At 59.6% G+C, this 13786-nt stretch carries 11 protein-coding genes; 4 read left to right on the top strand and 7 right to left on the bottom strand.

All coding sequences use genetic code 11. From position 1 onward, the window contains the following. Positions 1-55: 55 nt before the first annotated feature. Positions 56-916, top strand: a complete 861-nt coding sequence (locus tag QZ766_RS09915; protein WP_297200955.1) for an AraC family transcriptional regulator — start codon at positions 56-58, stop codon at positions 914-916. Here QZ766_RS09915 and QZ766_RS09910 read toward each other — a convergent pair. Genes QZ766_RS09910 through QZ766_RS09890 form a run of 5 tightly spaced genes read right to left on the bottom strand, consistent with a single transcriptional unit; the run spans position 903 to position 5865 of the window. Then, positions 903-1259, bottom strand: coding sequence for a PTS fructose-like transporter subunit IIB (locus tag QZ766_RS09910; protein ID WP_297200953.1), 357 nt, complete (start codon positions 1257-1259; stop codon positions 903-905). The two genes, QZ766_RS09915 and QZ766_RS09910, sit on opposite strands and share 14 nt — an antisense overlap. 1 nt (position 1260) lies before the next feature. Next, positions 1261-2139 (bottom strand): [formate-C-acetyltransferase]-activating enzyme, encoded by an 879-nt coding sequence (locus QZ766_RS09905; protein WP_297200950.1) that lies wholly within the window; start codon positions 2137-2139, stop codon positions 1261-1263. Further along, positions 2105-4402 carry a formate C-acetyltransferase gene (locus QZ766_RS09900; protein WP_297200947.1) on the bottom strand — a complete coding sequence of 766 codons (2298 nt, stop codon included), beginning with the start codon at positions 4400-4402 and terminating at the stop codon, positions 2105-2107. The genes QZ766_RS09905 and QZ766_RS09900 overlap by 35 nt, the downstream gene beginning before the upstream one ends. Positions 4403-4450: 48 nt before the next feature. Continuing rightward, on the bottom strand, positions 4451-4771 hold the full coding sequence (locus QZ766_RS09895; RefSeq protein WP_297200944.1) for a PTS fructose-like transporter subunit IIB: 321 nt from the start codon (positions 4769-4771) through the stop codon (positions 4451-4453). A gap of 14 nt (positions 4772-4785) precedes the next feature. Further along, positions 4786-5865, bottom strand: a complete 1080-nt coding sequence (locus QZ766_RS09890) for a PTS fructose transporter subunit EIIC (protein ID WP_297200941.1) — start codon at positions 5863-5865, stop codon at positions 4786-4788. Between the two features lie 304 nt (positions 5866-6169). Here QZ766_RS09890 and ptsP point away from each other — a divergent pair, with 304 nt between their 5' ends. The 3 genes from ptsP to QZ766_RS09875 are packed head-to-tail and all read left to right on the top strand — an operon-like array spanning position 6170 to position 10459. Then, a complete protein-coding gene (gene ptsP, locus QZ766_RS09885; RefSeq protein WP_297200938.1) occupies positions 6170-8671 on the top strand; it encodes a phosphoenolpyruvate--protein phosphotransferase in 2502 nt (833 codons plus the stop codon). Between the two features lie 11 nt (positions 8672-8682). Beyond that, positions 8683-9345 carry a fructose-6-phosphate aldolase gene (gene fsa / locus QZ766_RS09880; RefSeq protein ID WP_297200935.1) on the top strand — a complete coding sequence of 221 codons (663 nt, stop codon included), beginning with the start codon at positions 8683-8685 and terminating at the stop codon, positions 9343-9345. Positions 9346-9355: 10 nt separating this feature from the next. Continuing rightward, positions 9356-10459, top strand: a complete 1104-nt coding sequence (locus tag QZ766_RS09875; RefSeq protein WP_297200933.1) for a glycerol dehydrogenase — start codon at positions 9356-9358, stop codon at positions 10457-10459. Between the two features lie 2 nt (positions 10460-10461). Here the strand turns inward: QZ766_RS09875 and QZ766_RS09870 are convergent, their stop codons facing one another. Beyond that, entirely contained in the window at positions 10462-11382 is a 921-nt protein-coding gene (locus tag QZ766_RS09870; RefSeq protein ID WP_297200931.1) for a DMT family transporter, read from the bottom strand. Between the two features lie 109 nt (positions 11383-11491). Next, a complete protein-coding gene (gene katG, locus QZ766_RS09865; protein ID WP_297200928.1) occupies positions 11492-13678 on the bottom strand; it encodes a catalase/peroxidase HPI in 2187 nt (728 codons plus the stop codon). Positions 13679-13786: the final 108 nt, after the last annotated feature.

Genomic DNA, 13786 nt, shown 5'->3' with positions numbered 1-13786 from the left:
CCTTTTTTTATGGAGGCAGTTACTGTTGCGCAGTCATCGCTACAGGGAATGCGCTATGTATCAGGATCTCAGCCACCTTCTCAGCCGCTTTGCTGACGGCGACCGCCCGCTGGGGCGCGTTTTTTTCGCTCGCGGCTGCGGCACGCCCCCCAACCTCTCCTGGCAGGTGGATTTTCCCCGGCTGGAGATGGTACTCGACGGTACCTGCACCGATGCGGCGATTGCCCCTGCGGGCACTACGCTTGCCGAAAATGATGTGCTGTACGTTCCCGCCGGCAGCTGGAACCTTCCACGTCTGCAGACACCGGTCACCTCGCTCAGTATCCTGTTCGGTAAACAACAGCTTGGATTTAGCATCGTGCGCTGGAACGGCGAGACATCGCAAAACCTGGCCCGCCAGCACGTCGCCCGCCGGGGGCCGCGCATTGGTTCTTTTCTGCTGCAAACCCTCAATGAAATGCAGATGCAGCCCGGCGAACAGCAAACGGCGCGTCTGATTGTCGCCAGCTTACTGAGCCACTGCCGCGACCTGCTGGGCAGTCAAATCCAGACCGCTTCCCGTAGCCAGGCGCTGTTCGAAGCTATCCGCGACTATATCGACGCGCATTACGCCTCGCCGTTAACCCGGGAGTCCGTCGCGCAGGCGTTTTATATCTCGCCTAACTACCTTTCTCACCTGTTTCAGAAAATTGGCGCGGTTGGGTTTAACGAATACCTGAACCATACCCGGCTGGAGCAGGCGAAAACGCTGCTTAAGGGATACGATCTGAAAGTCAAAGACGTGGCGCACAGCTGCGGATTTGTGGACAGCAACTATTTTTGCCGCCTGTTTCGCAAGAATACCGAGCGCTCGCCGTCAGAATACCGGCGCCAGTACCACAGCCAGCTGACGGACAAGCACGCTATTCGAGAATAAGGTGGGTATGCTGCGGTGCCGAAAGTAGCTTGCGCACCGCGCTCATCACGCGCTGCGGCTCCCGCAAAAATGCGCTGATCCCTGACTGCACATAGCTGCTGTCGGTAAACCGCTCCGCGCCCGCAAGCTCAATGTCGGCGATCAACAGCACCGCATCGGCGCGGCGAATATCCTCTTCGGTCAGCGAATTTTCCGTGCCCAGCGCGCCCTGGGTTTCAATTTTTATCTGCCACTTTTCCTGCTGACAAAGTTTTTCCAGCTTCTCTGCAGCCATATAAGTATGGGCTACGCCGCTAACGCAGGCGGTGACGGCAACCAAATAGCGAACCGTGGCAACGGTCATATTAACCTCCGAGAGTGACTTCAAATCCGGCATCGATCGCCATATCGCGCAACGCGGCTATCTCCGGCGCCTGCGGTGCCGGAATGTCCGCCATCGTCCACCGCTTGCCAAGCAGGCGGTACTTTGGCGCGCCATATTGGTGAAAAGGCAGCAGGTGGACCTGCCTGATACCCAGCGAGGTTAGCAGAGCCAGCGCCTGCTGCAGATTCTCCTCGCTCAGCGTGTAACCGGGGATCAGCGGCAGCCGCGGGATCACCCGGATCTTTTCATCAACCAGCAGCCGTAAATTATCCATCACCCGGCGCTGATCGATCTTGATCGTGGCCTTTGCCCTGGCAGGATCCATAATTTTTAAATCAAACAGCACTTCGTCGCAGAGTCTGGCCAGCGGCAGCAGGCGCGAGGCCGGCGCATCGCCGGCGGTTTCAATTGCGCACGCAATACCCCAGCGCCGCAGGCGCTGCAGAAAGCGTGTGGCAAAGGGCGCCTGCATCAGCACCTCGCCGCCGGAAAGGGTGACCCCACCGCCGGAGGTGCGGAAAAACAGCTCGTCTTTCATCACTTCCCGCTCCAGCGCATCCAGCGTCACCTCCCGGCCAATGCGCTCAAAAGCGCCGGACGGACATTCATCGGCATCGCGCAGGCAGGTACTGCAGCGCAGGCACTTGCTTTCCCGACGCACGGTTTCAATTCTGGGCGACATCGACTCCGGGTTCGCACACCACGGGCAGGTGTGCGGGCAGCCTTTGAAAAAGACCACCGTGCGGATCCCTTCGCCATCATTCAGCGAGTAGCGCTGAATATTAAATATGCGCGCGACCTCCGTGTCGCGCGGCTCAATAACCTCACAGCTGATGCGCGGTGCGGCGGATGATGTCATCCTGAATCTCCTTCGACAGCTCGACAAAGAAGGCGCTATATCCCGCCACGCGCACCACCAGCCCGGCAAAATCCTGCGGGCGCTGCTGGGCTTCACGCAGCGTATCGGCGTTGACCACGTTAAACTGAATATGCTGCAGCTTGAGCTGGGTAAAGGCGCGCAGGAAGTCAGCCAGCTTGCGCAGCCCTGCCTCGCCCTCAAGGGTTGCCGGCGTAAATTTAACGTTGAGCAGCGTGCCGTTGGAGAGCAGGGCGTTATCCAGCTTGCTTACCGATTTCAGTACCGCTGTCGGGCCCTGCATGTCCTGACCCAGCATCGGCGACAGGCCGCCGTCGGCCAGTTGCTCGCCGGCCAGACGCCCATCCGGCGTCGCACCGACCACCGACCCCAGCGGAACATGCGCCGAGACGGTGTAAGAGCCCGGCGTGAACTGACCGCCGCGCGGATTGCGGTATTTCTCGACCTCTTTGCAGTAGTGGCGCAGCAGCTCGGCGCTGATGTTGTCCACATCGTCAATATCATTGCCGTACTTTTCAAAGCGGTTGATCAAACGGGCGCGGATTTTTTCCCCGTCCGGCGTGGCAAAGTTATTTTTCAGCACCGCCAGCAGCTCGTCAAAGCTCAGGCGCTGCTGGTTGAACACCAGGCCGTTTAACGCATACAGCGAATCGCTGAGGTTAGCGATACCGATACCCTGCACGCCGGAAAAATTGTAGCGCGCGCCGCCGTCGGTAATATCGCGCCCGTTCTCAAGGCAGTCACTGATAAAAGAGGAGAGCAGCGGCACCGGCGCCCAATCACGGTGGCCGATATCGCAGATGTTGCTGCCTTCCACCATCAACGCAATATAGTGATCGATTTTGGCGCGAATATGCGCCAGCAGCCCGTCATAGCTCAGGTCATCCCGTCCTTCATTCTCGTAAAGGCTGATTTCCATCACCTTCAGCAGGTTGAACATGGCGATATCGTGCAGCCCGTAGGTTCGACCGGGAATCGAAAGCTCGACGCAGCCTACCACCGCGTAGTCGCGGGCATCCTCCAGCGACACGCCACGGTTCAGAAACGCGGGCACCACCACTTCATCATTAAAAATCTGCGGGATACCGGTACCGAGGCGGATAGTTTCCGCCGTTTTCATCAGAAAGGGCGTATCAATCAGCGCGTTGGTACGCACCCCGAGATTCGGCTGGGGTAGCTGCACACTTTGGTAGGCGTCCAGACATAAGAAGGAGAGCACGTTGACCGCGCTGCGCCCGCTGTCGGTCAGACCGCCGAGCAGTGCCGTGTAGCCAGTGGGGAAGCCAGCAAAGTAGCGCGCGCTGCTGGTGGAGCGCAGCAGCACGATGTCGTTGCACTTCACCCACAGCGATTCAAGGATCTCTTTGAGCCACGCCGGATCTTCGCCCTGGCTCAGGGATGCCTGATAGAACGGCAGCATGTACTGGTCAAAACGCCCCAGCGACAGCGAGCTGGCGTTGGATTCATACTGCAAAATGATATTCATGAACCAGAACAGCTGGCACGCCTGCCAGAACGTTTGCGGCTTGTGCCGGGCATTGTGTCGGGCGTTAGCGGCCATCGCCAGCAGCTCGTCCCGACGGCGCGCGTCCTGGCAGGTAGCGGCCATCTCTTCTGCCAACGCCGCGTAGCGCAGGATGTGTTGGCAGGAGGCCTCAAGCAGCAGCAGCGCCGCCTGGTAAAAATCATTATCCGACTCCCGCAGGCAGTGCTGGCGCATCTGTTCCACCAGCGCCTCCAGACCGTGATTAAGCAGATGCGGGTAATCAATAATGATGTGCCCCTGCCCTTTATCGGTCTGGTTAACGCTAAATATTTGGGTGCTGACCGCGGCTTTGACTTCGTCGGTCATCTGGCCGTTGATGAAGTCCTTCATTGAGCGCTTTTCCCAGTAGGGATAGAGCTGCTCGCGATAGATACGCTTATCGTCTTCGCTAATGTCAAAGCGGTCCTGCGGGCGAGTCGGGAACTGATCCAGCTCTTTGAGTAGCCAGTAGGGATCCATTTCAGGCGACATAATGCCCGCTCGCGGCTTAACGGTGCGGTTACCGGCAATCAGTTCCTCATCGCGAATCGATATTTCAACGTGCTTAAGAATGTGCGCCGTGGCCTTTGCGCGCCGCAGGATCACCGCCTCACCTTCGGTCTGCCGATGGCTTTCGGTATAAAGCAGCGCGCGCTCGAGAGAGATTTCGCGGTTTGTCTGAAACAGAGCGGTTTTCAGGCGCTGGATACGATTCGTCATGAGGAACTCCTGTAAAAATGCAGACCCGCCCGACCGGGCGGGCAAAGGTTAGGCTGTTTGCGAGAGATGCGCGTTGATTTTGTTCATGATGGCATCGGCACGCTTAACCGCATCGCTGATATTGACGCGCACGATGGTTTTCCCGGCAAAGCGCTCCTCAAACTTGATGCCGATATCCTTGGTTAGAATCACCATATCGGCTGCAGCCACATCATCAGCTGTTAGCTCGTTCTCCAGGCCAATTGAACCCTGGGTTTCAACTTTAACTTCCCAGCCCCGGGCTTTTGCGGCACTCTCCAGCGCTTCAGCGGCCATGTAGGTATGCGCGACGCCGGAAGGGCAGGCGGTAACGGCGATAATTTTAGTCATGGTGATCTCCTCGCTTAGTTAATCTCAAAATCCAAATCCAGATCGTCATCCTGCTCATTTGCCTGCGGCGCACGCTTGCGTGCCAGACTCTTAAGCAGATTAACGCTAACAGCCGTTACGCCGGCGCCGATGGCAATAGCAGCGATATAGCCAAGTTTGCCCTCAACCACCGGCAGAACAATCAGCCCGCCCCAGCCCGCATAGCACTGGGCACCCGTCAGCGCCACGGTAACGGCGCCGCAGACGGACCCCAGCATGATGGAAGGAATGACGCGCAGCGGATCGGAGGCGGCAAAGGGAATAGCGCCTTCGGTCACGCCAACACAGCCCATCACCAGTGCCGCCTTGCCGGCTTCACGCTCTTCCGGGGTGAAATTCTTGCGCCCGATAAGCGTCGCCAGTCCGAGACCCAGCGGCGGAATACAGATCCCCACCGCTGCAATGGCTACGACGCTATAAACCCCCTGCGCCACGCAAATCAGCATAAACGCGTAGGCAACTTTATTAACCGGGCCGCCCATATCAAAGGCCAGCATCAACCCCATGACCACCGCCAGCAGCACGATGCTGCCCTGCTGCATTCCCTGCAGCCACGCGGTCAGGCTGGCTGTCAGCGCTCCCACCGGTTCGCCAAGCCCCCACATCATGATGCCGGCGGTAATAAAGGTACCCACAATGGGGATAACGAAAATCGGCATGACCGAGCGCAACACCTTATGCACCCGGATTTTCTTCAGGTAGTGGACAACAATGCCGCCAATAATGCCGGCGATCAGCGCGCCAAAAAAACCGGCGCCGAAGCTGTTACCCACCCAGGCACCGATGGCGCAGGGCGCCAGTGCGGATCGCTCTGCAATGGAGTAGCCGATGTAAGCGGCGAGAAAAGGCACCATCAGCGTCAGCCCGGCAACGCCAATATCGAACAGCTTTTTAAGATTGGGATCGCTTACCGCATCCGGTACCGCGCCTTTGCCGTACAGCATGACGGAAACCGCCAGCAAAATACCCCCAGCGACAACAAAGGGGATCATGTGCGAGACACCGGTCATCAAGTGCTGCCGGGTGTTCTTTAAGATCTGCACCAGCTCATTCATTCGTTGCTCCCGGGCGGTGTCGCCCTATCCGTAATAACGTTATGGAAAACAATAGGCAATCCGGCCGAACGCAGACAGTGGATAAAAAGGCGATTTACTGGACTTTTGTAATGTCAGTTAAAAAATGCGATCCGCCTCATAAGTTCCTGAGATAACCCACATGCACCGAGAATTGGGATATGAGAGCTGCCTCGCACTTTGGGGCTGATATTACATTTGTCCAGCTTTTGGCAGATTTGTCACATAGCAGCACACGGCGGCAGGCTCTTATGCTGTAGCGAGCACACTTTGTCGGAGAAGAGAAATGGCCCTGATTGTCGAATTTACCTGTGAGCTGCCCAACGGCGTCCATGCCCGCCCGGCGAGCCACGTTGAGACGCTGTGCAATACGTTTACCTCGCAGATCGCGTGGCACAATTTACGCACCGATCGCAAAGGCAGCGCCAAAAGCGCGCTAGCGCTCATCGGTACCGATACGCTGGCGGGCGACAGCTGCCGGTTGCTGATTGATGGCCCCGACGAACAGGCCGCCCATCAGCGCCTGAGCCAGTGGCTGCGGGATGAATTTCCCCACTGCGATGCGCCGCTGGCGGTGGAGAAAAGCAGCGAGCTGACGCCGCTGCCGGTATCGCTCACCAACCTCAATCCGCAGCTGTTTCGTGCCCGCCCGGTCTGCGGCGGCAGCGCCGGCGGCGCGCTAACGCTGCTGGCGTCGCTCGATCTCAACGCGCTGGGCGAGCTGCCGGCGGCAAAAGACGCCGGGGCCGAGCAGGCTATGCTGGATAGAGGTCTGGCGCAGCTTGTCAGGAGCATTGAGTTCCGCCTGCTCGACAGCGACGGCACCACCACCGCTATCCTTGAGGCGCACCGCTCGCTGGCGGGAGACGTTTCCCTGCGTGAACATCTGCTGGCAGGCGTCACGCGCGGGCTAAGCTGCGCCGGGGCAATTGTTAACAGCGCCGGTCACTTTTGCGATGAATTCTCTCAATCCAGCAGCAGCTATCTGCAGGAGCGCGCGCTGGACGTGCGCGATGTCTGTTTTCAGCTTCTCCAGCACATTTACGGCGAGCAGCGCTTCCCGGCCCCCGGCAAGCTCACGCAGCCCGCCATCTGCATGGCCGAGGAACTCACGCCCAGCCAGTTCCTGGAACTGGATAAAACGCTGCTGAAAGGACTGCTGCTGAAAAGCGGCGGCACCACTTCCCACACGGTTATTCTGGCCCGCTCGTTTAATATTCCCACCCTGGTCGGCGTGGATATGGCGGCGCTGGCGCCGCACCTGCAGCAGACCGTCTACATAGACGGCAATGCCGGAGCAGTGGTCGTCGCACCCGACGCCGCTATTGCCCGCTACTATCAGCAGGAGGCGCGGGTGCAGGAAGCGCTGCGCGAGCAGCAGCAGATCTGGCTAACTCAGGAAGGGCGAACCGCTGACGGCATCCGTATGGAAGTTGCCGCCAATATCGCCCACGCTATTGAAGGCCAGGCCGCATTCAGCAATGGCGCCGAGGCGGTTGGCCTGTTTCGCACTGAGATGCTGTATATGGACCGGGCCAGCGCTCCGGGAGAGAGCGAACTGTACAACATTTTCTGTCAGGCGCTGGAGTCGGCGCGCGGGCGCAGCATTATCGTACGCACGATGGATATCGGCGGCGACAAACCCGTCGACTACCTGAATATTCCCGCCGAAGCCAACCCGTTTCTCGGCTATCGCGCGGTGCGCATCTATGAAGAGTATGCCGGACTGTTTACCACCCAGCTGCGGGCGATCCTGCGGGCCTCCGCCCACGGCAGCCTGAAGATCATGATCCCGATGATCTCCTCAATGGAGGAGATCTTGTGGGTCAAAGAGAAACTGGCGGATGCCAAACAGCAGCTGCGCAGCGAGCACGTCCCGTTTGATGAGAAAATCCCGCTTGGCATTATGCTGGAAGTCCCTTCCGTGATGTTTATCATCGACCAGTGCTGCGAGGAGATCGACTTCTTTAGCATCGGCAGCAACGATCTGACGCAGTACCTGCTGGCCGTCGATCGCGATAACGCGAAAGTAACCCGCCACTACAACAGCCTGAATCCGGCGTTCCTGCGGGCGCTGGACTTTGCGGTGCAGGCGGTTCACCGGCAGGGCAAATGGATTGGGCTGTGCGGCGAACTGGGGGCAAAAGGTTCCGTGCTTCCGCTGCTCATTGGACTCGGGCTGGATGAAATCAGCATGAGCGCGCCCTCCATTCCCGCCGCCAAAGCGCGGATGGCCCAGCTTGATAGCCGCGCCTGCCGCCAGCTGCTCAATCAGGCTATGTCCTGCCGCACCTCGCTGGAGGTTGAACACCTGCTGGCGCAGTTCCGCATGACTCAGCAGGACGCGCCGCTGGTTAGCGCTGAGTGCATTACCCTCGACAGCGACTGGCGCAGCAAAGAAGAGGTGCTGAAAGGCATGACCGATAACCTGCTGCTCGCCGGACGCTGCCGCTACCCGCGCAAGCTGGAGGCCGATCTGTGGGCGCGCGAGGCGGTATTCTCCACCGGGCTCGGCTTCAGCTTCGCCATTCCGCACAGCAAGTCAGAACACATTGAACAATCCACCATCAGCGTGGCGCGCCTGGCCGCACCGGTGCGCTGGGGCGACGAAGAGGCGCAGTTCATCATTATGCTGACCCTTAATAAACACGCCGCCGGCGATCAGCATATGCGCATTTTCTCCCGCCTGGCCCGGCGGATAATGCACGAAGAATTCCGCAGCGCGCTGGTCAATGCTGACTCCGCGCAGGCGATTGCCAGCCTGCTGCAACGCGAACTAGAACTTTAAGAGGAAACGACATGGAACTGTATCTGGATACCGCCAATGTAGCGGAAGTTGACCGCCTGGCACGCATTTTCCCTATCGCGGGCGTGACCACTAATCCCAGCATCGTCGCCAGCGGTAAAGAGTCTCTCTGGGAGGTGCTGCCCCGCCTGCGTAACGCTATCGGAGAAGAGGGTACGCTGTTCGCCCAAACCATGAGCCGGGACGCGGCCGGCATGGTGGCGGAGGCGAAACGACTGAGCAACGCGCTGCCGGGCATCGTGGTAAAAATTCCGGTGACCGCGGAAGGACTCACCGCCATCAAACAGCTCAAAAAAGAGGGTATTCCGACACTTGGCACCGCCGTATACAGTGCCGCGCAGGGCCTGCTGGCGGCGTTGGCCGGAGCAAAATATGTCGCCCCTTACGTCAACCGCATAGACGCCCAGGGCGGCGACGGTATCCGCACAGTCCAGGAGCTGCAAACGCTGCTGGAACTGCACGCCCCCCACAGTAAAGTGCTGGCGGCGAGCTTTAAAACCCCTCGCCAGGCGCTGGACTGCCTGCTGGCAGGCTGTGAAGCGATCACGCTTCCTTTAGATGTAGCGCAACAAATGCTCAACACGCCCGCGGTAGAGTCGGCAATAGAGAAGTTTGAATCTGACTGGAACACGGCATTTGGCAGCATCAACCTTTAAGGAAAATCGTATGGATCGCATTATTCAATCTCCCGGAAAGTACATTCAGGGCGCTGACGTGATTACCCGCCTCGGCGACTATCTCAAACCGATGGCGGCCCGCTGGCTGGTGGTCGGCGATAAGTTCGTGCTCGGCTTCGCGCAGGGTGCCCTGGAGGAGAGCGGTCGCGCGGGCGGACTGGCGCTGGAAATCGTGCCGTTCGGCGGCGAGTGCTCGCAAAATGAAATCGATCGCCTGCGCGTTATTGCAGAAAAAGCGGGCTGCGAAGCGGTGCTGGGCATTGGCGGCGGTAAAACGCTGGATACCGCCAAGGCGCTGGCCCACTTTATGGGCGTGCCGGTCGCCGTGGCGCCGACCATTGCCTCTACCGATGCGCCGTGCAGCGCCCTGTCGGTCATCTATACCGACAGCGGCGAGTTCGATCGCTATCTGATGCTGCCGCACAACCCTAATCTGGTTATTGTGGACACCAAAATTGTCGCCGGGGCACCCGCGCGCCTGCTGGCCGCCGGGATCGGCGACGCGCTGGCCACCTGGTTTGAAGCCCGCGCCTGCTCCCGCAGCGGCGCAACCACGATGGCGGGCGGTAAGTGTACGCTGGCCGCGCTGGCGCTGGCCGAGCTGTGCTACAACACGCTGATTGAAGAAGGTGAAAAAGCGATGCTCGCCGCCGAACAGCACGTCGTAACACCGGCGCTGGAGCGCATTATTGAAGCCAACACCTATCTGAGCGGCGTCGGCTTTGAGAGCGGCGGCCTGGCGGCGGCCCACGCTATTCATAACGGCCTGACCGCCATTCCCGATGCGCACCACTACTATCACGGCGAGAAAGTGGCGTTCGGCACGCTCACCCAGCTGGTGCTGGAAAACGCCCCGGCAGAAGAGATAGAGACCGCCGCCGCCCTGTGCCACGCTGTCGGCCTGCCGATTACGCTGGCCCAGCTGGACATCAAAAAGGACATTCCGGCGAAAATGCGTATTGTGGCGGAAGCGGCCTGCGCCGAGGGCGAAACCATCCACAATATGCCGGGCGGCGCAACGCCGGATCAGGTCTACGCCGCCCTGCTGGTGGCTGACCAGTACGGCCAGCGTTTCCTGGAGGAATGGGAATAAGGCTAGCGGCGTAGCGTTTCAGCCGCCCGCTGCACCCGCGGCGGGCGCTTTTTCAGGCTAATTATTGCCAGCGCCAGGACAATCAACACAACCCCGGCACCTTCAACGGCACCGGGGTTCTCACCTAAAAGCCACCACGAAAAAAGCACGCCGCATACCGGTACCGCCAGTGTACTCAGGCTGGCAATGCTGGCTGGCAGGTTACGCAGCACGAACAGCCACAGGCTCCACGCCAGCGCGGTGGCCAGAATCGCGCTGTACGCCAGCGCAAAAATCACCTTCGGATCCCACACGATTGGCCGCTGCGGCACCATCAGGGCTATAATGCTCATTACTACTGCCGCATACAGCATTTGCCAGCTGGTGAGAGAAAGCAGGTCTATGCGCGGATGCCGGGCATACATGCGTTTCGCCACGATAGCGCTGGCGCCCCAGCTGATGCCGGACGCAATCGCCAGCAGCGCGCTCTGCAAAGAAGCCATGTCGAGCTGCCAGGGTTGCAGCACCAGGACCAGTCCTGCGGCGGCGAGAAGGATGGCGGCGTACTGCAGACGGCGCATGCGCTCGCGCAGGAAAAGCGCCGCCATAATCACCACCCAGAACGGCATGGTGTAACTCAGGATCGCCACTTTGCCCGCCCCGCCGCTGACCAGCGCCCACTGGGCGAGCCCAATCATGCCGCAGGTTTGCAGCAGGGCGATAGCGAAGGTATAGCGAAAAGGCGTTGGGTGCAGGCCGCGGCGGCGCGCCAGCATCACGGCAAACAGCACCAGCGCGCCAAAAATAAAGCGGATCGCGGTGAAGTCGAAGGCGCCGATGTAGGGCGTTACCTGCTTCATCACAATCCAGCTGTAGCTCCAGATGATAGTAAGAATGATAAGACCGCTGATTGCCAGCGGGTTGCTCTTTCCTGAGACAGTCATGATAAATCCGATAGCTGTATGAGTTTTCCAGGAAACTATACGCTGGCGGACAAATAAAAACACCACAGTGCGTGTGGTTATTCACGCACTGCGGTGGTTCAGGCGGGGATTACAGCAGGTCGAAGCGGTCCAGGTTCATCACCTTGACCCAGGCGGCAACGAAGTCTTTCACAAACTTCTCTTTGCCGTCGCTGCAGGCGTACACCTCGGCCAGCGCGCGCAGCACGGCGTTGGAGCCAAAGACCAGGTCCGCGCGGGTCGCAGTGAATGCCACTTCGCCGCTCTGGCGGTCGCGGCCTTCAAACAGCTCGGAGGACTGATCCGCCGCTTTCCACTCGTAGCGCATGTCCAGCAGGTTGACGAAGAAGTCATTGTTGAGCACGCCTTCGCGGCTGGTAAAGACGCCGTGCTTGCTGCCGTCGAAGTTGGCACCCAGCACGCGCAGGCCGCCCACCAGCGCAGTCAGTTCCGGCGCGGTCAGAGTCAGCTGCTGCGCTTTGTCGATCAGCAGCGACTCGGTGGTGGCGGCGTCAATCTGCGCGCGATAGTTGCGGAAGCCGTCTGCCGCAGGCTCAAGCAGGTTGAACATGTGGATGTCCGTCTGGTCCTGACGCGCGTCAACGCGGCCCGGAATAAACGGCACGCGGGCGCTCACGCCAGCGGCTTCGGCAGCCTGCTCGACGCCCACGACGCCTGCCAGCACGATAATATCGGCCAGCGACGCTTTATTCGCAGCTTTCTGAATCGCTTCAAGCTTCGGCAGTACGCGGGCGGCAACGGCGTTGACGTCCCAGTCGCGCTGAGGAGCCAGCGCCAGACGCGCGCCGTTGGCACCGCCGCGTTTGTCGCCGCCGCGGAAGGTGGACGCGGAAGCCCAGGCAACGGAAACCAGCTCGCTCACTGACAGACCAGCGCGGGCAATTTCAGCTTTCAGGAAATCAATGTCTGCCGGTGTCGGCGCGTAGATAGCCTGCGGCAGCGGATCCTGCCAGATCAGATCTTCTTTCGGCACTTCCGGGCCAATGTAGCGGGATTTCGGCCCCATATCGCGGTGGGTCAGCTTGAACCACGCCCGGGCAAAGGCTTCATTGAAGGCCTGCGGATCGTTGAGGAAGCGGCGGCAGATTTTCTCAAAATCCGGATCGAAACGCAGGGTGAGATCGGTCACCAGCATTGTCGGCTTGCGTTTTTTCGACGGATCGAACGGATCGGGAATGATTTCCGGTGCATCTACCGCTTCGAACTGGATAGCGCCAGCCGGGCTGCGGGTTTGTACCCACTCGTAGTTGAGCAGGTTTTCGAAGAAATAGTTACTCCACTGGGTCGGGGTCTGGGTCCAGACCACTTCCAGACCGGAAGTGATTGCATCCGGGCCCGCGCCGCTGCCGTGGCTGTTGCTCCAGCCCAGGCCCTGCGCCTCAATCGGCGCCGCTTCTGGATCCGGTCCAACGTTGGTCGCCGAGGCCGCGCCGTGGGTTTTACCCAGCGTATGGCCGCCGGCAATCAGGGCAACGGTTTCTTCATCGTTCATGCCCATATTGCCGAAGGTGGCACGGATTGCCGCGGCAGCAGACAGCGGCTCGCCGCTGGCTTCCGGACCTTCCGGGTTAACGTAGATGAGGCCCATTTCGGTAGCCGCCAGCGGACGCTTGGCCAGCTCTTCCGGATCGCGGTGCTTCAGCCAGGTGGTTTCATCCCCCCAGTTGACATCCAGATCCGGTTCCCAGACGTCTTCGCGCCCGGCGCCAAAGCCGAAGGTGCGGAAGCCTGAATTTTCCAGCGCGACGTTGCCGGCGAGGATAAACAGGTCTGCCCAGGAGATTTTCTGGCCGTATTTCTGCTTGATTGGCCACAGAAGGCGACGCGCTTTATCGAGGCTGACGTTATCCGGCCACGCATTCAGCGGAGAGAAGCGCTGCTGGCCGCGCCCTGCACCGCCGCGTCCGTCTTCGGAGCGATAGGTGCCGGCACCGTGCCAGGCCATACGGATAAACAGGCCGCCGTAGCTGCCCCAGTCTGCCGGCCACCACGGTTGAGAATCGGTCAGCAGCTTGCGCAGGTCGCCTTTCAGCGCTGAATAATCAAGCTTGCTGAATTCTTTACGGTAGTTAAAGTCTTCGCCCATCGGGTTGGAGCGATTGGAGTGCTGATTGAGAAGGTCGACGCGCAGCTGCTTTGGCCACCAGTCGCGGTTAGTCGTGCCTGCACCGGCACTCTCATCATGGCCGCCCTGACCGCCGTGATGAAAAGGGCATTTGCCCGCTGAAGTACTGAGATCGCTATCTTGATTGCTCACTTTTTTGCTCCCTACAATGATTTCAGAACACGATATCTTTCTCTGCAAATAAGATATAGCTGGAAAGGCCGACAGTATTGATAGCCATACCCTAAGTCATTCGTATTA

The sequence above is a fragment of the uncultured Pluralibacter sp. genome (genome assembly GCF_913775985.1).
Taxonomy (GTDB): Bacteria; Pseudomonadota; Gammaproteobacteria; order Enterobacterales; family Enterobacteriaceae; genus Pluralibacter.
This window is presented reverse-complemented; position numbering and strand designations above follow the sequence as displayed.